This window comes from Winogradskyella psychrotolerans RS-3 (assembly GCF_000427335.1).
GTDB lineage: Bacteria > Bacteroidota > Bacteroidia > Flavobacteriales > Flavobacteriaceae > Winogradskyella > Winogradskyella psychrotolerans.
The window spans coordinates 59,038-77,727 of the sequence record NZ_ATMR01000126.1; the positions used below are offsets into that span (position 1 = coordinate 59,038).

Annotated in this window: 22 protein-coding genes; 6 read left to right on the forward strand and 16 right to left on the reverse strand. The window is 32.4% G+C overall.

The genetic code is table 11. The features are described from left to right. Positions 1–14 precede the first annotated feature (14 nt). From ADIWIN_RS13010 to ADIWIN_RS13020, 3 genes are read left to right on the forward strand one after another with little or no spacing between them, the layout of a single operon-like run. Positions 15–752 (forward strand): lysophospholipid acyltransferase family protein, encoded by a 738-nt coding sequence (locus tag ADIWIN_RS13010; RefSeq protein ID WP_040757322.1) that lies wholly within the window; start codon positions 15–17, stop codon positions 750–752. Positions 753–803: 51 nt separating this feature from the next. Beyond that, a complete protein-coding gene (locus ADIWIN_RS13015; protein ID WP_020895096.1) occupies positions 804–1,754 on the forward strand; it encodes an acyl-ACP desaturase in 951 nt (316 codons plus the stop codon). A gap of 15 nt (positions 1,755–1,769) precedes the next feature. Then, the gene (locus tag ADIWIN_RS13020; protein ID WP_040757337.1) at positions 1,770–2,426 is read left to right on the forward strand and encodes an HD domain-containing protein; all 657 of its coding nucleotides are present in this window, start codon (positions 1,770–1,772) and stop codon (positions 2,424–2,426) included. A 6-nt stretch (positions 2,427–2,432) separates the two neighbouring features. On the opposite strand, the gene ADIWIN_RS20900 is transcribed toward ADIWIN_RS13020, so the two are convergent. Both ADIWIN_RS20900 and ADIWIN_RS13025 read right to left on the reverse strand, forming a co-directional pair. Beyond that, positions 2,433–2,606 carry a hypothetical protein gene (locus ADIWIN_RS20900; RefSeq protein ID WP_020895098.1) on the reverse strand — a complete coding sequence of 58 codons (174 nt, stop codon included), beginning with the start codon at positions 2,604–2,606 and terminating at the stop codon, positions 2,433–2,435. Between the two features lie 16 nt (positions 2,607–2,622). Beyond that, complete coding sequence (locus ADIWIN_RS13025) at positions 2,623–3,495, reverse strand: AraC family transcriptional regulator (protein WP_020895099.1); 873 nt, start codon at positions 3,493–3,495, stop codon at positions 2,623–2,625. Between the two features lie 253 nt (positions 3,496–3,748). Between ADIWIN_RS13025 and ADIWIN_RS13030 the strand changes: the two genes are divergently transcribed. Further along, positions 3,749–4,306, forward strand: a complete 558-nt coding sequence (locus ADIWIN_RS13030; protein ID WP_020895100.1) for a T9SS type A sorting domain-containing protein — start codon at positions 3,749–3,751, stop codon at positions 4,304–4,306. A 395-nt stretch (positions 4,307–4,701) separates the two neighbouring features. Next, positions 4,702–5,259, forward strand: coding sequence for a T9SS type A sorting domain-containing protein (locus ADIWIN_RS13035; protein WP_020895102.1), 558 nt, complete (start codon positions 4,702–4,704; stop codon positions 5,257–5,259). A 64-nt stretch (positions 5,260–5,323) separates the two neighbouring features. Here ADIWIN_RS13035 and ADIWIN_RS13040 read toward each other — a convergent pair whose 3' ends face one another. From ADIWIN_RS13040 to hemH, 14 genes are all read right to left on the reverse strand, one after another. Further along, a complete protein-coding gene (locus ADIWIN_RS13040; protein ID WP_020895103.1) occupies positions 5,324–6,400 on the reverse strand; it encodes a PA0069 family radical SAM protein in 1,077 nt (358 codons plus the stop codon). 311 nt (positions 6,401–6,711) lie between these two features. After that, on the reverse strand, positions 6,712–6,876 hold the full coding sequence (locus ADIWIN_RS20560; protein ID WP_020895104.1) for a hypothetical protein: 165 nt from the start codon (positions 6,874–6,876) through the stop codon (positions 6,712–6,714). Positions 6,877–6,937: 61 nt separating this feature from the next. Then, positions 6,938–7,429 (reverse strand): hypothetical protein, encoded by a 492-nt coding sequence (locus ADIWIN_RS13045; RefSeq protein WP_020895105.1) that lies wholly within the window; start codon positions 7,427–7,429, stop codon positions 6,938–6,940. Positions 7,430–7,781: 352 nt separating this feature from the next. Next, the gene (locus tag ADIWIN_RS13050; RefSeq protein WP_020895106.1) at positions 7,782–8,936 is read right to left on the reverse strand and encodes a DUF4369 domain-containing protein; all 1,155 of its coding nucleotides are present in this window, start codon (positions 8,934–8,936) and stop codon (positions 7,782–7,784) included. Between the two features lie 2 nt (positions 8,937–8,938). Continuing rightward, entirely contained in the window at positions 8,939–9,103 is a 165-nt protein-coding gene (locus tag ADIWIN_RS20565) for a hypothetical protein (protein WP_161624675.1), read from the reverse strand. Positions 9,104–9,124: 21 nt separating this feature from the next. Beyond that, complete coding sequence (locus ADIWIN_RS20570; RefSeq protein WP_020895107.1) at positions 9,125–9,301, reverse strand: hypothetical protein; 177 nt, start codon at positions 9,299–9,301, stop codon at positions 9,125–9,127. Positions 9,302–9,489: 188 nt separating this feature from the next. Further along, positions 9,490–10,146, reverse strand: a complete 657-nt coding sequence (locus ADIWIN_RS13055) for a response regulator (RefSeq protein ID WP_020895108.1) — start codon at positions 10,144–10,146, stop codon at positions 9,490–9,492. 97 nt (positions 10,147–10,243) lie between these two features. After that, positions 10,244–10,882 carry a sensor histidine kinase gene (locus ADIWIN_RS13060; RefSeq protein WP_020895109.1) on the reverse strand — a complete coding sequence of 213 codons (639 nt, stop codon included), beginning with the start codon at positions 10,880–10,882 and terminating at the stop codon, positions 10,244–10,246. Positions 10,883–10,923: 41 nt separating this feature from the next. Beyond that, the gene (locus tag ADIWIN_RS13065; RefSeq protein WP_020895110.1) at positions 10,924–12,291 is read right to left on the reverse strand and encodes a tetratricopeptide repeat protein; all 1,368 of its coding nucleotides are present in this window, start codon (positions 12,289–12,291) and stop codon (positions 10,924–10,926) included. A 159-nt stretch (positions 12,292–12,450) separates the two neighbouring features. Next, complete coding sequence (locus ADIWIN_RS13070) at positions 12,451–13,233, reverse strand: enoyl-CoA hydratase/isomerase family protein (protein WP_020895111.1); 783 nt, start codon at positions 13,231–13,233, stop codon at positions 12,451–12,453. Positions 13,234–13,293: 60 nt separating this feature from the next. Further along, a complete protein-coding gene (locus tag ADIWIN_RS13075) occupies positions 13,294–14,718 on the reverse strand; it encodes a sensor histidine kinase (protein WP_020895112.1) in 1,425 nt (474 codons plus the stop codon). 205 nt (positions 14,719–14,923) lie between these two features. Next, complete coding sequence (locus ADIWIN_RS13080) at positions 14,924–15,472, reverse strand: CopD family protein (RefSeq protein ID WP_020895113.1); 549 nt, start codon at positions 15,470–15,472, stop codon at positions 14,924–14,926. A 4-nt stretch (positions 15,473–15,476) separates the two neighbouring features. Then, positions 15,477–16,826 (reverse strand): MATE family efflux transporter, encoded by a 1,350-nt coding sequence (locus ADIWIN_RS13085; protein ID WP_020895114.1) that lies wholly within the window; start codon positions 16,824–16,826, stop codon positions 15,477–15,479. Next, on the reverse strand, positions 16,826–17,863 hold the full coding sequence (gene hemH / locus ADIWIN_RS13090; protein ID WP_020895115.1) for a ferrochelatase: 1,038 nt from the start codon (positions 17,861–17,863) through the stop codon (positions 16,826–16,828). Before hemH ends, ADIWIN_RS13085 begins: the two co-directional genes overlap by 1 nt. Before the next feature lie 312 nt (positions 17,864–18,175). Here hemH and ADIWIN_RS21440 point away from each other — a divergent pair, with 312 nt between their 5' ends. After that, entirely contained in the window at positions 18,176–18,664 is a 489-nt protein-coding gene (locus tag ADIWIN_RS21440) for a TraB/GumN family protein (protein WP_020895116.1), read from the forward strand. The last annotated feature ends 26 nt before the right edge of the window (positions 18,665–18,690 follow it).

Here is an 18,690-nt window from a genome sequence, read left to right on the forward strand (position 1 = left end):
ATTACCTTTGCCACATGAGAAAACTACTAGCCTATCCGCTTTCGGTTGTATTTTATTTATGCTTTGGGTTAACCTTGGTTGTATTTCATGTAATCCAATGGATTAGCTTTAATGTATTTGGCTATAAAGCACTTAAGATTAGTGTAGATTGGCTACAATTTTTTATTATGCGCTGTCTTAATCTTTTGGGTACCAGAATCTCATTTTACAATCCCTACACTTTAAGTACAGACAGACCCTTAATCATCGTTTCTAATCACCAAAGCATGTACGATATATCACCTATTATGTGGTATCTTCGTAAGCACCATGTAAAGTTTGTTTCTAAGAAAGAATTAGGAAAAGGCATCCCAAGTGTGTCCTACAATTTAAGACATGGCGGATCAGTTTTAATAGACCGAAAAAATCCGAGACAGTCGCTATCTGCAATGATGACCTTTGGAGATTATATTGAAAAAACAAAAAGAGCAGCTGTTATTTTTCCTGAAGGTACGCGAAGTAAGGATGGTATTCCAATACCATTTAAAACCAAAGGTTTAGAAATGCTACTAAAGAAAGTTCCTTCTGCACTTATCGTTCCTGTTACAGTTAATAACTCATGGAAAATGTTACGCTATGGGAATTTCCCAATGGGAATAGGAAATCATATGAAATTTACTGTTCATAAGCCCCTAGAAATTATTAACTTTACAGATAAGGTCGAATTAATTCAGCAAGTTGAACGAACAATTGTTGAAGCTATCGAGAAATAATTATCAAAAACACCATTAAGATGTCGCTAAAAAAATGTAAGATTAGAAGTGATGCAGCATCTCGAAAAAGATGTACAATCGCTGATTGAAAAATATTTAATTCCTGTTGAAAAAATCTGGCAACCTACAGATTTCTTACCAGACCCTACAAAGGATTCATTTTATGAAGAGGTTAGAGAAATTAGAGAATTATCTAAAGAACTACCTTATGATTTTTGGGTCGTTTTAGTTGGTGATATGATTACAGAAGAAGCCTTACCAAGTTACGAATCTTGGCTTATGGATGTTGAAGGTGTCGGCCAAATTGAACGTAACGGCTGGTCTACCTGGTTAAGACATTGGACAGGTGAAGAAAACAGACATGGTGATGTTTTAAATAAATACTTGTACTTATCTGGTCGTGTAAATATGCGCGAGATTGAAAAAACTACGCAGTATTTAATAAGCGATGGTTTTGATATTGGTACAGGCAGAGATCCTTATAAAAACTTTGTATACACAAGCTTTCAAGAGTTAGCGACTTATATTTCTCATAATCGTGTGGCTAAAATAGCCAAACAAAAAGGTAATAAGCAATTGGCTAAAATGTGTAAAATCATTTCAGGAGACGAAATGCGTCACCACCATGCGTATTCTGAGTTTGTTGAGCGCATTTTTGCTGTAGATCCTAATCAGATGATGATGGCTTTTCACGATATGATGAAACGTAAAATTGCGATGCCAGCACATTTCTTAAGAGAATCTGGTGAGAGTATTGGTACGGCTTTTGAAGAATTTTCTAACACCGCACAACGTCTTGGTGTTTATACGTCTAACGATTATGTAGATATCTTACAGAAACTAATTGACCGTTGGGAAATAGGAAAAATGACCGGACTGAATGAGGAAGCCGAAAAAGCAAGAGATTACTTAATGAAACTACCTCCAAGAATGTACCGTTTGTCTGAACGCATGAAGATTCCTGAGAATTCATATCAATTTAAATGGGTAGATCCTGCGTAATAATTTCGTATGACAATTTCTGATGCGCAACTCATTGAAGCTACTATTGATTTCGTTAAAACCGAACTCAAGAATGCTGAAGGTGGCCACGACTGGTTTCATATTGAACGTGTTTACAAAAATAGCTTACTCATTGCGAAGCAAGAAAATGTAGATATCACAATCGTTTCATTAGCAGCTTTACTTCATGATATTGCGGATCCTAAATTTCATAATGGAGATGAAGCTTTAGGCTCTAGAATAGCCAGTACATTTTTATTAAAACACAATGTAGATAGCGAAATTATTGAGCATGTTACTCAGATTATTGATAACATGTCATTTAAAAACTCATTTGATTTAAATACGTCGTTCACCTCTAAAGAAATGGAAGTCGTCCAAGATGCAGATCGTATAGATGCTATTGGAGCTATTGGTATTGCGCGCTGTTTTAATTATGGTGGCTTTAAAGATAGAGCTCTTTATGATCCTGAAATAAAGCCTAATCTTAACATGACTAAGGCAGACTATAAGAACTCAGAAGCACCAACAATTAATCATTTCTACGAAAAACTGTTATTGCTAAAAGATCAGCTAAACACTAAAACAGGACAACGCATTGCTTTAGAACGCCACAAGTATATGGAAGGTTTTCTGAACCAATTTTTTGCCGAATGGGAAGGTGAAAAGTAAAATTTATTAGTTTTCTTTAGCCACCTCTAAAGCAGTTAACTTATATTCAATTTCTGCCATCTCTTGTCCGTAATGAATAATTTCATCTGCAGATAAATTGTTATTAGAGTTTACAGCATCTAAAATATCTTGGCCTTTTTTAGAATAATATACTATTGCAATCTCGATTTTATCATCCATAACTATCACAATTAAATTATTGAACCATTAATTTTAACTGGCCTCTATACTTAGAAGCACTTTTACCTGTAAACTCTTTAAATAGCTTATTAAAGTGCGAAAAGTTATTAAATCCACACTCAAAACTAACGTCTGCTATACTCTTTTGACTTTCAGAAAGCAATTTGGTAGCATGCACAATACGATATTCATTAACCAACTTTGTAAATGTCTTACCTGTTACTTTTTTAAAGTAACGACAAAACGCAGGAACCGTCATATTTACCTTATCGGCAATTTCGTCTAAACTGATATGCTCCTGAAAATTTTGATTTATATGTTTAATAACAACATCAATCTTAGCACTATCTTGTGGTTCAGTTTCAAAGGCAAAACCATCTACATTTAATAATGTGTAATCTTCACATTTAGCTAAACCATGCAACACTTCAAGAAATATTAATATTTTTTTGAAGCCTTCTTTTTCGTTTAACTTTTCAATTTTCTTTCCGAATTTTTGCTTTGTTTTAATCCCAAAAAGAATTCCTTTTTTAGAACGCTCAAACATTTTATTGATATCCTCCATTTCTGGAATATCAAAAAAATGCTCACCTAAAAACTCTGGTTTAAACTGTACTACAGTTTCACTTCCATTAATTGTAAGACGATCTGTAAACCCGTTATGAGGCAAATTAGATCCTAAAAGTAATAATTGACTGTTATTAAAATATGATAAATGATTCCCTATATGGCGTTTACCTTGGCCTTTGTTAACATATACGAGTTCCATTTCTGGGTGAAAGTGCCAAAACGGTTTACTCTCTCCTGTATATACATCGTTCTTTTTAACCTTAAGAGAACTACCAAATTCGGGACTTATTTTTTCTAATGTAGGTTTTCTTGTATTCATAATAGATTTATTACTGCAAAGTTAAGTCTATTTAAAATGAAAACCTATATACAATTACCAATAATATATTCTATTTTAACCACATATAGCATTTGAAGCAGTGATAAGGTTAATTTTACACATAAATACACCAAAATGCTTGTTTTATTGAAGGTTAAGACATTATACATTTGTAGTGTTAAATCATTTGAACTGATTATTAAAAAAATGCGAATTTTGGAATGTCAGTTGTAACCCAAAAAAATGAAACGTTATGAAAACATTATTTAAAAACATTTTAGTATTAGCTGTAATGTTAGGAACATACACAAGCTACGCCAATGCAACATTAGAAGTTTTACCTACTTTTAATAAGGTAAAAAAAGGAAGCTCAATTTCTGTAACTGACGCTTTAGGAAAAGTTGTCTTTAGCGGTCTTATTAATTACGATGGTAATATCAGTCGTCTTTACGATTTTTCACAATTAGAAGATGGTATATATATTATTGAAGTTAATAAAGACTTTGAAATCTACATTAATACTGTAGAAGTTAAAAACAACAATGTTAACTTTTTAAACCATAAAAGCGAAAAGATTTTTAAGCCTGTATTTAGAGTTGAAAAAGATAAAGTATTGATTTCAAAATTAGCTTTAGATGCTTCAGATATGAAAATAGAACTCTATTTTGGTAATGAATTAATACACTCTGAAACCGTAAAAGGAAATGGCGTATTAAATAGGACCTATAAACTAGATCATAATATTAGTGGAGAATATACTGCCATTGTTAGATCTAACGACAGAGTATTCATTAAAAACTTTAAAATCTAGAGTATATTTAAATAGATTTATTTTAAAAGTGAACCTTGATTGGTTCACTTTTTTTTGCTCAAAACAATTTCGCTTATCTACATACTATAGTCTTCGTTTTTATCTTTAATCGTTTTAGTGATAAAAGACAAATAGACACCAGTAATCAAACACTTAAGTCTAACACCTTAAATAAACCTATAGAAAATTAACACCAATATATACTATTTTAACCCGAAAAATCAGCAGCTAAACTCCTAAGGTTAATTTTGCATATAAATATGCCAAAATCGTTGTTTTCTAAAGCCTAATGCTACCCTAAATTTGCAGTGTTGAATCGTTTAAAGCTGGAGTCTGAAAAAATTGCTATGACCCAAATTATAAGTCCAGCTTTTAAACGATTAAAATTAAAAATTATGAAAACAGTATTTAAAAAGATTTTAGTATTAGCCTTAGCATTAGGATCACTAACTAGCTATGCAAACGCAAAAATAGATGTAATACCTTCTTCTAAGATGCTTAGCAAAGGAGATCATATTTCTGTATCAGATGCATCAGGAGTAGTACTTTACAGTGGTAGTATTAATTTCAACGGAAACATACAGAATCTTTATGATTTTTCACAATTACAAGATGGTGTTTACACTGTTGAAGTGAATAAAGATTTCGAAATAAATATTAACTCTATAAAAGTAAAAGCGCATAAAGTTACATTTTTGGAAACTACAAATAAGCAGATTTTTAAGCCTGTATTTAGACTTAATAACGCTCAACTTATTATTTCAAAATTAGCTGTAGATAGTAACGAAATGGATGTAGAATTATATTTCAAAAATGAAATCATCTATTCTGAAACTATTAAAGGTAGTGACGTATTAAACCGTGTTTACAAATTAGACCAAAACCTTAAAGGCGAATACACTGCTATAATCAGAGCAAATGGTCGTGTGTTTGTTGAAAACTTCAAAATTTAGATTATTGTTTATTTATTAGTTTATTTAGTTAAAAGTGGGTTGTAGAGAGCCCACTTTTTTTTGTTTAAAACAGTTTCATTTGCCTATTTTTAAAAGGCTCATGAAGCTTTGTATTTAATACAGGCATCACTTTATTATTAAAGTACTTTAACCTCGCCAATTTCACTAAATCATTAATCTGTTGTGCAATTTGTCCTTCCCCTCGCATTCTCACTCCATACCTACTTTCGTTAAGCGTACCGCCATGGCAATCCTCAATTTGTCGTAATACTTTATCAGCCTTGTCTGGCATTGCTTTTTTTATCCAATCGCTAAAAATTTCTCCAATAGCTCCATTTAATCTTACAATAGTGTGCCCAATACTTAAAGCTCCAGCTTCTGAAACTGCCTTTGCCATTGGCAGAATCTCATGACTATTTATTGAAGGAATTATAGGTGCCAGCATAACGTTTACAGGAATACCCTGTTCGCTCAATTCTTTTACAACCTGAAGTCGTCGTTTTATCGTTGCTGTTCTTGGCTCTAATATTCGTCTAGTATCTTCTGATAGCGATGTTATAGAAACATTTACTGATATTAAATTATCCTCTGCCAAGGCCTTTAAAAGATCTAAATCTCTTAATATTAAAGCGTTTTTAGTAATAATTGCTACTGGATGTTTGTATTTTAAAAAGACTTCTAAACATTGCCTAGTAATTTCAAATTGCTTTTCTGCTGGCTGGTAACAATCGGTATTGCCAGACATTACAATAGTTTGTGCTTTCCAATTTTTCTTTTTTAAATGAGATTCTAACAAGCTTGGTGCATCTTTTTTAACCAAAATGCGACGTTCAAAATCTAAGCCAGCACTATAACCCCAAAATTCATGACTATTACGTGCATAGCAATAAATACAACCATGTTCGCAGCCTTGGTACATATTCATGGAATAAGCCATACCAACATCTGGACTCGTTACTTTATTAACTATGGTCCTAGGAAATACGTTAAGATATTGAGTTTTATTATTGTCCGAGAGTTCACCTTCTTTATGGCAAAACTCTAAGAAATCATCTCGCATTTCGTAAGACAACTCAAAAAACCGATTGTGTGTATTTTGTTGTGCGCCTCTGCCTTTTATAGTTGATTTGGGATGTATCATACCCTAAAATTAGTATGAAAGCTGACTGAGCGTGGCTACAGGTTGTAGTTTTAACTTAATTAACTATGATATCCAAAACCGTATTAGTTTTTGCATCTAACTAAATTACTTTGGTGTTTTACTCAAAACTAGAAATAACAGCTTAAATACCAGAATGCGCATTATCTAGAGCACTGAAAAAGGATGCTAATGCAAGACGACCTATTGAGATCTATTGCCTTTTACTAATAATAAAACTCTGAATTTGTACATGGACAAATCCAGAGTTCAGATTTAAAATAATAGAGACTATTTTGAAAATTATAATAGCTCTAAAAGTTTTTATTTTTTGAGGCTTTAATTGCCAATAGAACAACAATGATTGCTCCCATAACTGGGGCGACAATATTAACTTCCCCTGTTACCAACCAGAATATCAAAGACACCACCATAACGGCCAATAAAGCAGCTAGTGAGATATAGATTACACGTTTCATAAGGACTAATGATTAATTTTGAAGAAAAGCATTTACATTAAAGCGAACCCGGTTACAAATCTTACAAGTTGTATTTAAAAATTGCTCCTGCATTTAATACGCCTCCCGGAGAAATACTGCTGTAAGTTGAAACTATTCTAAGGCCATAATGCAGTTTGTTTTTTAAACCAAATAAGACTTGAACACCTAAATCAATCCCTAATCCATTATCGTCTTCAAGATTCAGCTTCTTATCAAAATTAACGTAAGAAAATCCAAAAATAGATTCAAACTTAGAACTTTCAGATTTTCCGAAATCATAATTTACTTGAAATGCATATTTGTCTAGTTTATACTTTAAGTCTAAATCCTTATTTTCCATTGTTGCATTGGACGCACTTAAAACAAGAGTTATATCAGAATTTAAGTTGTAGCCTAACAAACCTTCAATGTTTAGTCCCACATCCTTTTGCATAAACTGCTCACTTAGATCAAAGCCTAATGTAAATTTAGATTGAGCGAATAGGATAGAATTAAAGAGAAAAAATGCAATAATAAATAATCTTGTTTTCATGGTTTTAAGTTTTAATTGTTTATTTGGATTTATATAAATTATGTTGTTAGTTGAAAACCTTATTTCAAGTATTTTACACAAAAACTAAACACTGTATATTCTGGTTTTAGCAAATTTGTGACGGCACTTTACTTATAGCGGCTTTCTCGATTATATTTCAACTATCTGCTTTTATCAAATATGTAACTATACCCTCGTTTTCGTTTAAAAACATATTGGTTACCACCAAAAATATTTATAGTACTTAAGTTGCAACACATTGTAATTGTGAGTTTAATATAAAAAAAAGAGGTGCTGTTACGGTAAAACCATAATCTATGTTAAAGTCAAAAAATGGTTTAGCTAAAGCATGTTATTTAATACCAATAAGATTTTCTATTTTACTTTGAGTATCATCACAATAACCCTGCTGAAAGCCCGACCACTTTTCTATGAGCTTTCCGTTAGGTGAAAACAGATAATACGTCGGTGTGCTATTTACTCTGTATCTAAAATAAGGAAACCCTTCTGTACCTTCTTTAGTCCACATAAAATCCCATGGACTTGTTTCTGGATTAGAAAAATAATTAAAATGTTCTAATTTATCCTCAGTATAGAATGTTACAATATTTAAACTTTCACTATACTTTTCATTAAGATTCTGTAACATAGGAACTGCTTTTACACTATTGGGACAAGTCGGTGTTGAAAAATCTAATAAAACATAATTTTTACCATCAAATTGTTCAGATAATTTTTTAGTTGATCCGTCTTTACTCAAAGCATCAAAATCTACAAATTGGTCTCCTTTTTTTATTTCAGGATGATCTAAAAATGCTTGAATTGCTATTCCGTTTTTGGTATTTTGAAGGGTTTTACTAAATTTAGAAAACACTCTTTTAAGTTCTTTATCTTTATAATCAGCTTTTTTGTAATATAAAATCTGTAGCCCATAAAATGTATCACTATTATCAGCTATAAATTGTTTTTCGTCTGCTGTTTTTTTTGCAACAATTTTCTTTAGAATTCCTTTTTCACCTAAATACTCGCGTTGTAAACTATCGTTCCATTGCTTCTGTTGCTGCATTTCCAAAACTTTAGTTTTGTAGGTGTTCAGTTCTGTGTCATATTCTGCCACTCGTTTATCATACGCAGCTTTAAGATTATGATGCACAGAGCCTTTTACAGTTAAGTTATTAGGAAAATCATCAATACTGCCTTCTACAGTAACATCTTCATCTGCTATAAAAAGGTAGGTGTATTTCATATTGTTTTCCACAGGTATGTACACAACAAAATTTTGAGGTTCACTTGTTGCTTCACCCGAAAATTCAAAACGGTTGGTTTTAACAAACGCTGTATCTAAAACAGTATTGGTTTCAGCGTTTAGCAACATTACTTTAGTATTATCTTCAAAACCAGAAATATCCCCCTTAATACTAAAGTGTCCTTTACTTAGTTCACTAAAAGAAAAAGAGGATAATAATGTAAAAGCAAGAAAACCTAATATGATGTAATATTTTTTCATAGTTATAGTATTTTATTTTTTGATGTTTTAATTGCTAAAATCACGAACGCAATTGCTCCAAATATTGGTGCAACTAAGTTGAGTTCTCCTGTTATTAGCCAAAATATCAATGATACTAATGCAACGGCCAATAAAGCTATCAATAAGATGTAAATAAATCGTTTCATGTTTTTGAGAATATAGTTTTATTAAGTTTTAGATTTTTTATAAAATAGTATTAGTCCTATAATTGCAACTATTTCTATTAATAGTCCAATTGCTAGTATTACATCAGTGTTATCAATACTGTCGCCAATTTTCAGCATTGCCCCAACAATCACCGTAACTATACCTAAAATAAAAAGGATTATATTTTTCTTAAACATAATTTATAATTTAATTTTTTCTATCGACTCACATTAAATGACAATAACATAACAAATGTTAAATAACACTTTTTTCATTTTCAAAAAAAAATTTAAGGTTATACAATACCAAATATGTTGCAACGTATTGACTTTGTAAATGTAACTTGTAAAAAAGAAGTAATGTTACGGTAAAACCGTACTATATGTTAAAGTAGGCCAAGTTTGCGTACTTCTCTTAAAATATCTTCATCGTTACCTTTGGTAATACCTAAGACATCTTTTATAGTAGATTTGCGTTTTTCTATTGCACTTTGAGAAAGTGCCAGATGCGTAGGTAAGTTTTTTGTTTTTATACCTTGCGCTAAGAGTTCAATGATTTTTCTATTAGTCGTATCTAAAAGCTCTTCTTTAGAGATAAGTGTTTTTTTAGCTTTTATTACACTTTCCGAATAATAAGTATTCCCTTTTGTAATTTCAGAGAAAGCGACAAGTAACTCTTCCCCATCAATATCACTTTTAACCAAAAGTCCATGAGGGTTTACTTTTTTAAGAATATTATATAAAACTATAGCTTCTGTATGTGAAGTAATAATAACAATTTTAGTTTCCGGGAAGTACCTTTGCATTAAACGGGCAACATCCTGACCATTAAATAAATTTTGATCCTCATAAGGCGGAATGCTGTAGTCTATTATGGCTAATGCAAAACGATTTTTATTCTGAGATGTTGTTATAATCTTATATGCTTCTTCACAATTATAACATGCCGTAATATTAAGAAACTCATTGAGATCGCTTAAAGACAAAATACTTTTGTAGCCATCTATTTGGATAGGATGGTCGTCAATAATCAATACTTCCATAAAGTAGTTCTAAAAATAGAAAGGTGTAAAACCAAATATAAAAAAATTAATCAATACTTAACTTTAGATTCAACTTAATCCCTTTTTATAAAAAGTATTAAAACGTTTTGAGTATAGAAATTGAAAGCGTAGTGCCCATATTGTGTTGCGATTCTATTTTTAGTTCCGCGTTGATTTTTTCAGCTCTTTCCTTCATGTTTTTTAGACCAATACCTTTTGATTTGGTAGTATTAGAAAAACCTACACCATTATCTATAAGCTCAATAATGATATGTGTTTCGGTTTGCGCCATCTTTACTATAACCGTATTGGCTTTAGCATGCTTTTTAATGTTATGTAGTCCCTCTTGGAGTATACGGTATACTTCAATTTTAGTCGAATTAGATACAACCTTCCAGTCTATAAGTTCATCAAAATATAAATTGAGTTTTAATTTGGAATCACCAGTAATATTTTCAAACAAACCTGAAATCATTTTAGTAAAATTCACTTGATCTGAAAACAAGCCCTCACTCAGATTATGAGAAATAGCACGTATTTCTTTTTCTACGTCTTGTAAACTTTTTATATAGGGCAAACACTTTTCAACGGTTTCAACATCTTTTCTTTTGTTAAGCACAAATAGATTTAAACGAATACCAGAAAGCTTACCTAAAATACCATCATGCAATTCTTGAGACATTCGTTTTTTTTCAAAATGCTTCCCTTGCTCTATTTTAAATTGCTCTTCTAGCATTAGGTTATACAAGCTCTCATTGGCTTCTAATTCCTTTTGAGCTAGAAGTAATTCTTTGTTTTTAATTTTCTGGCTCTATTGATATAGACCATAATTGATATTACTAAAATGAGTACACTTAATAGTGTTGCAACCCAAAATCCTTTATCGGCTTTGTCTCTTTGTTTTTCAGCAGATTGTTTTTCTTTTATTAAGTTTTCAGTATTAAACTCAATTAAAGCAAACTTTTCTTGTTGGTTGCGTTCGTTTAAGGTAATGCTATCTTGTAAGATTAAATAGGTTTCGTACCATTGTCCTGTTTTTGTTAGACTATCGGTTTGTGCCATTAAATGTATAGCTTTAAGCTCCTCTCCTAATTGTCCATTTTTTTTAGTGGTATGGTATGCCTTTTGTGCAAAATAAAAAGCCGAATCCTTATTTTTTATATCCTTATAATAATTAGCTAAAAGCAACTCTCCCGTACTACGCGACGGCGACTCTACACTGTCGTGAACGCGCAGCGCTTTATTAAAAAGCGGCATCACCTTATTTTTGTTTAACTTATGCCTATTATATGCCCAATTCTCTAATAAATAAGCATAATTAAAAGGGTTCTGCTTGGGGAGTACCCCGATGTTATCGGTTTGTTCAAAATAGGTTTCAGCTTCCCTATATAACCCTTGTTCCATTTTTAAAATGGCAATGTTTAATAATGATTGAGCCTTTAATCTTAATTTATAGGTTTTTTGCTTTTCATTAAAATATTCTGTTATATTAAGTGCTTTATTATGGTAATCAAAAGCTAAATCATATTTTTGGGTTTCAGCAAATAATTTACCCAAAGTGTTATAAACCCCATATTTAGATAAATAATCATTATCACTTTCCAATACTTCTAGTGCTTCAATTACATATTTCTCACTTTTCGTATAATCCTTTACTGACCGTAAGATTATAGATAAATTTAAAAGAGTACTCCTCTGCGTTTTAGTATCTTCAGTAATAGAAAATAAAGTTGAAGCCTTATAACTATAGTAAAAAGCACTATCCTTTTTGTTTAGATGCAAAAAATATTTACCGAGATACATATAGCTCCGAGCAGTAATGAAAGTATCTTGTGCTTTTATGGCTAATTCGTTAGCTATTTTAGCACTTTCATAATAAGAATTATAATCATTTATACTAAAATATCTATTAGCAACTTTTAGAAAATTTCTTCTTTTGGTAGAATCGTTTAAACGTTGGGCAAGGTAATCCTCGATGTGGTTAATAGCCTCTCTTCTGTTATAAATAGTCAACGAATTATTATACGCCACAATAAACAAAGAATCCACCTCTTTAGGTAGAGGTGGTTCTTCGTTAGTATATACGTCTTGTTTGCAAGAAACAAAAACGAATATGGTTAATAAGAAAAATAAATACTTTTTCATTCTCTAAAAATAAAGAAATAGAAATAACAGAGAGGCCCATTATGGTAAAACCGTATATTTTGTTAAATTTTAATTTGTTGCAAGAAAAAACCTCTGTCAATTGACGTTAAATAGTAGTCAATCATCAGAGGTATAATAAATTTAGTTAGGTAAAAGAAGTTACTTCCCAGGAAAATCAGCCTTACGCTTCTCCAAAAACGCTGTAGTTCCTTCAACAAAATCTTCTGTTCCAAAGCATTTTCCAAATTGCTTAATTTCTACTTTGTAACCGTCTTTTCCGTCTTTGTAATTCGCGTTAATGGCTTTTATGGCTTTACTAATGGCAACAGAAGAATTTCGCATTATTTTACTAGCTATCTTCTCGGCTAATGGTAGTAATTCTTCTAGCTCAACAACGTGATTTACTAATCCGTAATTTAATGCTTGGTTGGCATCAATCATACCTGCTGTCATTACCATTTCCATAGCTCTGCCTTTACCTACTAATTGCGGTAAACGTTGCGTACCTCCATAACCAGGAATCACTCCTAGAGACGTTTCTGGCAATCCCATTTTTGCGTTGCTACTTGCCACTCTAAAATGACATGCCATAGCTAGTTCTAAGCCTCCACCAAGTGCAAAACCATTGACTGCCGCAATAACAGGAGTGCTTAAACTTTCCACAAAATCAAATAATAACGCTTGTCCTTGTGCGGCTAGTTTTCCACCTTCTTCGACGCTGAAATCTGCAAATTCACTAATATCTGCACCTGCTACAAATGCTTTTTCACCACTACCTGTGATAATAATGACTTTAGTATTTGCATCAGTATCGGCATCCTCAAAAGCATCATGTAATTCTTGAATGGTATCTTTATTTAAGGCATTTAACTTCTTTGGTCTGTTGATTGTGATGGTTGTAATTCCGTTGGAATATTCTGAAAGTATGTTTTCGTAGTTCATTGAAATATGTTTTCATTCCCATGAAAATGGGAATCTTATTGTTATTTTATCTAAGTTTCTTTACAAAGAGATTTCTGCCTGCGCAGGAAATGTGACTTTAAAAACAGTCCCTTTTCCTAATTGCGTGCTAAAGGTAATACTTCCATTATAAGTTTCTACAATGTTCTTTACCATAGCCAAACCTAAGCCCATTCCGCTAGATTTAGTAGTAAATTTCGGCTCGAATATCTTGTCTTTAGTGTCTTCATCTATCCCAGAGCCATTGTCTTCAATCGTAATATTCACATTGTCTCCTTCGCTAAAAACACGTACTACAATTTTAGGCTTTTCAGCGTCATTAGGAATTGCTTGAATACCATTTTTTACTAAATTAGTAACCACTCTTATTAACTGTGTTCTATCAAATTTAGCAATAATTTCTTCAGTTTCAGAATAGAATTCAATGTACTCTTCGTTAAAAATATCGAGAGCCATTTTTACAATATGTACCACGTTGAGGACTTCACTTTTTTGAGCTGGCATCTTCGCAAAATTTGAAAATGCAGAAGCAATAGAACTCATGGTATCGATTTGCTGAATTAACGTATTGCTGTATTCATCTACTTTTTTGTAAATGTTTTCATCCTCTGGATTAAACTTACGCTGGAAACTTTGCACGGTTAATCGCATGGGCGTTAATGGATTTTTAATCTCGTGAGCCACTTGTTTTGCCATTTCGCGCCAGGCTTGCTCGCGCTCATTTGTTGCTAAAACTACAGCACTAGCTTCGAGCTCATCAATCATGCTATTATAAGAATTGATAAGCGTTCCGATTTCATCACTTGAAGAATCTATCTGAATTTTTGTATTTCGTTTTTCTAATCGTGTTTCATTCATCTTATCACTAATAGTCCGAAGTGATTTGGTTATGAATTTAGATATAAAATAGGCAATAATAATAGCGACTAAAATCAATACTAAATATGCATAAGCCAAACGTTTTAAAAACTCCTTTAGCTCTTTATTAAAAAAATCATCATTTTCTAAATAGGGTAAATTTAAAATGGCCAAAGTCTTAAATTTTTCATCCATGATATAAGTGTACGACGACTGAAAAGTTTGTCCGGCAACATTATTCTTCACCACAAAACGATGTTCTAAAGTGTTAGATAAGGTGTTTAATATTTCAACATCTAAACAGAGATCTGAAGAATCTCTTTGAATGGTTCGTTTTGAACTTTTTAGTAATTGCCCTTCTAAATCATAAAGGTTAATTTGTAAATTATGAATGGCATCAATTTCAAAAATTTCATCTTTAAAAATTAACGGAATATTATCTGTTGTAACAGGATATGTGGTTTCACCGATAACGAAATTAATACTTTGCTTAATCGCTTTTTCTTTACGCTCTAAACGTTCGCTATGGTATTCCCTAGCCTCTTCGCTATATTGATAAATAGTTACTGCAGCGATCAAAACCGAGGCTACAAGTACTAAAAGTATCATGGCTATATTTATTCGGGCTCTTAAGGAAAGGCGTTGCATCATTATTGAAGTGCCCAAGAAAATGGACGTATTTTAATTCTGAAATATAAGTTTTAAATATAACAATAATCAATCCAAAGACACTATGTGTAAATTCCAATTTTAAAAAACTCAAATTCCAATGCGTACCATTTGAGATTTGGATTTTAGATTTTGGAATTCGATTCTATGCTTCCGGATTTTTAGAACGTATATTTTTATACAGCTTAAAACCTAACATCAATAAAACCCCTAAAACCACAATACCTAATACTCCAAAAATCCAGTTTATAGAACTTTTTAGAATGACTAGAAAAACAACAGCAAACAGGATAAAGGTGGCTCCTTCGTTCCAAATTCGCATAAAATTAGACGTAACTTTAACCTCATCTTTTTGAAGTTGTTTAAAATACAAATGGGTTTTAAAATGATAGATGAACAATAGAAGCACAAATAGCAATTTTACATGCATCCAACTTTGTTGCAACCAACTTGGCATTAAAATCAGTAGCCAAACCGCAAAGAGTGTCGCTAAAATTGCAGAAGGCCAAGTGATAATAAACCAAAGGCGTTTTGCCATTAATTTTAACTGTTTCCCTAAAATTTCCTTTTCTGGTGATGTTTTATGGAAGGCTTCAATCTGATACACAAATAATCTTGGAATGTAGAACAAGCCAGCAAACCAAGTAATCACAAAAATGAGATGTAATGATTTTATGTAATTATAATATTCCATGCGATTATATTTTATCTACTAATGTTTTATTAATCTCTCTTTTCAAAAAATAACCAGTAACAAGGGTTGATAACACATCAGAAATCGGAAACGCAATCCAAATCCCTAATTCACCAAAATATACTGGTAAGATATACATTAATGGAATAAAGAAAATAGCTTGTCTCGTTAGTGTTAATAACAATGCCGGCAATGCCTTACCAACTGCCTGAAAATAGGCCGCTCCAATAAGTTGCAAAGCTAATATTGGCACCGCAGCAAAAGCCCATCTCATATTATTAGGGGTTATTCTAATAACATCAGGATCTGATGTAAACCATTTTGTAATAATTTCGGGAAAGAACATTAAACCAATAAATACTATGGTTCCTAAAATAGTAGCATATTTTATGGCTGTATAAATAGATTCCTTTACGCGTTCATATTTTTCTGCACCATAATTAAAACCTGCAATAGGAATAAAACCTTGTGTAATTCCGAAAACCGGAAACAATACAAACATCATCATCCTACCAACAATTGCATAGGCTGTCACTGATGTTTCACCACCAAAGTTGAAGAGCGCATTATTAACTAATAAGAAGGTAACACTTACTACAGCTTGTCGCGCTAAGGTTACAAAACCTAATGATGCAATTTCAGATACAATAGCCTTCTGTAATTTAAAATGCGAAAAGTTGATTTTTAATTCGGAATTATCGGATAAGAAATACCAAAAAATGAACAAAAACGCTACAACATAAGAACCTGTTGTCGCCCATGCGGCTCCTGCCATCCCGTAACCTAAAACATTGATAAATATATAATCTAAAACTAAGTTGCCGACGGAAGGAATAAGCATAGCATACATCGCAAATTTAGGTTTCCCTTCTGCTCTAATAACGTTATTCCCCATCATTACAAACCCTAAGATGGGTACACCGTAGAGAATGATTTCATAATATACTTTTGCAGGTTCAAAGATATTGCCTTTCCCACCAAAAGCAGGAATTAATGTATCCACAAAATAAAGTCCAAACACCGCAAACGTCACCGTAAATAATAGCGTTAACGTCAGCTGATTCCCAAAAGTTTTAAGCGCTTTAATTGTATTATTAGCACCTAAAGCTCTAGAAATCATAGAAGATCCTCCAATACCAATAGCCATACCAAGCGCTGCAATAAAAAACGACACTGGCAGCACTACATTAATTGCGGCAATGGCTGTAGAGCCAATCCAATTTCCAACAAAAATAGTATCGACCAAGATGTTAAGCGACATCACCAAAATACCTATAGATGCTGGTACGGCTTGCCTAATTAGTAATTTGCCTATAGGCTCATTACCTAGATCTTGTGACGACACATTTGCCATTATACGGCTTTGGTTTCAGCGGTTGCCCATTCGTCTACCATTTTAGCCACTACTTCAGCAAAATCGTCACGATCGTTGAGGCAAGGGATGACTGTAAATTCTTTCCCACCCATTTCATGAAAGATTTCTTCACCCTCCATCGCAATTTCTTCCAAGGTTTCTAAACAATCGCTTACAAAAGCAGGCGTTACAATAGCCATTTTTTTGGTACCAGCTTTACCCATTCTTTCAATAGTACGGTCTGTATAGGGCTTCAACCATGGATCAAAACCTAGTCTCGATTGAAACGTCGTAGAATACGTACCATTTTTTAATCCTAATTTTTTAGCCACATTTACAGTGGTAATTTCACATTGATGACGGTAACAAAATTCATGTTGTTTACTACCCATTTTAAAACAGCATTTGCCGTTCATTTGGCAGTTACCATTGGTAATATCACTTTTACGAATATGTCTTTCTGGAACTCCGTGATAACTAAAAAGGATATGCTCATAATCCAAATCATTCAACGTTTCACCAATGCTTTTTGAAAGTACATTGATATAATCTTCACGATTGTAAAATGCTGGGGTTCGTGTAATTTTTAGGTCTGGAAAATGTTCTGCAACCAACTCATCTACTTTTACATCAATCGTTTCCGTTGTTGCCATCGCAAATTGTGGGTATAGCGGAATGGTCTTTATTTCGGTACAGCCTTTATCAACTAATTCTTGCAATCCCTTTTTAATCGTCATGCTGCCATAACGCATGGCCAAAGCCACAGGATAATCTACTTTTTGCTGTACTTTTTCTTGAAGTCGCTCTGAAAGTACAATTAACGGAGAGCCCTCGTCCCACCAAATTTTTTGATAGGCTGCAGCCGATGCTTTAGGTCTGGTATTTAAAATAATACCTTTTACCAAAATAGTACGTGCCACTAATGGCACATCAATAACACGTTCGTCCATTAAAAACTCGCCAAGATACTTCTTAACATCTTTAGGACTTGGACTGTCTGGAGAGCCCAAATTAACTAATAAAATTCCTTTTGACATGCTTTACATTTTCAACTGCAAAAATACGATACTAATCGCAATACTTAATAATGGTTTGTATTCGTTTTATTTATCCTACCATCATAAAATATTTTATCTACTTTTAGGTTATAAATACCAAAACAAATAGTTTTATTGCTTGTTTTTAATCGAGTTTAAGTTAAACTATAAGTCTGTTTAAAGGATTTAAATATCTTTACAAGCCTTGATAACATTTTATTATCAACCGAGCATGTTCAAAATTTTATTATTTAAAAAAATAATTAATAGCGAATTGCATGTGACAATTAGAATGTCAATAAACATAAACACATGAAAAAAACCCTATCACTACTTCTCTTTTTATTTACAATAGTTGCCTTTTCACAACAACAATATCAGAGTTTACTTTGGAAAATTACAGGAAACGGACTAAAGAAACCATCCTATCTATATGGTACCATGCACGTTAGTAAAAAGGTAGCGTTTAGGTTAGACGATGTATTTTATAAAGCTTTAGATCAAAGTGATTGTATTGCACTAGAATCTGACCCAACCACTTGGCCAGGTTTTAATTATGAAATGATGCTTGGACAAATGGCTGCGTACACTAATTATAATGATAATTTTTACACCAATCTTTTTAAGTTAACGCATCCGGAAGAAATGGCAATTAGAGGGTCGGTTCGTATGGACAATAATGCGGTTAATGCCTATTTGTACAGAAAAAGTAGCTCTTCAGATAATTTTGAAGAAGAAACGTATTTGGACATGTTTATTTTTCAGGCGGGAAAGAAAACAATAAAAAAATATATGCCTTAGAGGATTTAGAAGAATCTAGATACTTA

Excerpts from the sequence above, each read along its gene's own strand:
- ADIWIN_RS13055 (WP_020895108.1), bottom strand. The coding sequence starts at position 10,146 with ATGGAAGTATTGATTATTGACGACCATCCTATCCAAATAGATGGCTAC.
- ADIWIN_RS13030 (WP_020895100.1), top strand. The coding sequence starts at position 3,749 with ATGAAAACATTATTTAAAAACATTTTAGTATTAGCTGTAATGTTAGGA.
- ADIWIN_RS13085 (WP_020895114.1), bottom strand. The coding sequence starts at position 16,826 with ATGGCAAATGTGTCGTCACAAGATCTAGGTAATGAGCCTATAGGCAAA.
- ADIWIN_RS13045 (WP_020895105.1), bottom strand. The coding sequence starts at position 7,429 with ATGAAAACAAGATTATTTATTATTGCATTTTTTCTCTTTAATTCTATC.
- ADIWIN_RS13075 (WP_020895112.1), bottom strand. The coding sequence starts at position 14,718 with ATGATACTTTTAGTACTTGTAGCCTCGGTTTTGATCGCTGCAGTAACT.
- ADIWIN_RS13015 (WP_020895096.1), top strand. The coding sequence starts at position 804 with ATGCAGCATCTCGAAAAAGATGTACAATCGCTGATTGAAAAATATTTA.
- ADIWIN_RS13010 (WP_040757322.1), top strand. The coding sequence starts at position 15 with ATGAGAAAACTACTAGCCTATCCGCTTTCGGTTGTATTTTATTTATGC.
- ADIWIN_RS13080 (WP_020895113.1), bottom strand. The coding sequence starts at position 15,472 with ATGGAATATTATAATTACATAAAATCATTACATCTCATTTTTGTGATT.
- ADIWIN_RS13070 (WP_020895111.1), bottom strand. The coding sequence starts at position 13,233 with ATGAACTACGAAAACATACTTTCAGAATATTCCAACGGAATTACAACC.
- ADIWIN_RS13060 (WP_020895109.1), bottom strand. The coding sequence starts at position 10,882 with ATGCTAGAAGAGCAATTTAAAATAGAGCAAGGGAAGCATTTTGAAAAA.
- ADIWIN_RS13025 (WP_020895099.1), bottom strand. The coding sequence starts at position 3,495 with ATGAATACAAGAAAACCTACATTAGAAAAAATAAGTCCCGAATTTGGT.
- ADIWIN_RS20565 (WP_161624675.1), bottom strand. The coding sequence starts at position 9,103 with ATGAAACGATTTATTTACATCTTATTGATAGCTTTATTGGCCGTTGCA.
- ADIWIN_RS13035 (WP_020895102.1), top strand. The coding sequence starts at position 4,702 with ATGAAAACAGTATTTAAAAAGATTTTAGTATTAGCCTTAGCATTAGGA.
- ADIWIN_RS13040 (WP_020895103.1), bottom strand. The coding sequence starts at position 6,400 with ATGATACATCCCAAATCAACTATAAAAGGCAGAGGCGCACAACAAAAT.
- hemH (WP_020895115.1), bottom strand. The coding sequence starts at position 17,863 with ATGTCAAAAGGAATTTTATTAGTTAATTTGGGCTCTCCAGACAGTCCA.
- ADIWIN_RS20560 (WP_020895104.1), bottom strand. The coding sequence starts at position 6,876 with ATGAAACGTGTAATCTATATCTCACTAGCTGCTTTATTGGCCGTTATG.
- ADIWIN_RS13050 (WP_020895106.1), bottom strand. The coding sequence starts at position 8,936 with ATGAAAAAATATTACATCATATTAGGTTTTCTTGCTTTTACATTATTA.
- ADIWIN_RS20570 (WP_020895107.1), bottom strand. The coding sequence starts at position 9,301 with ATGTTTAAGAAAAATATAATCCTTTTTATTTTAGGTATAGTTACGGTG.
- ADIWIN_RS13065 (WP_020895110.1), bottom strand. The coding sequence starts at position 12,291 with ATGAAAAAGTATTTATTTTTCTTATTAACCATATTCGTTTTTGTTTCT.
- ADIWIN_RS20900 (WP_020895098.1), bottom strand. The coding sequence starts at position 2,606 with ATGGATGATAAAATCGAGATTGCAATAGTATATTATTCTAAAAAAGGC.
- ADIWIN_RS21440 (WP_020895116.1), top strand. The coding sequence starts at position 18,176 with ATGAAAAAAACCCTATCACTACTTCTCTTTTTATTTACAATAGTTGCC.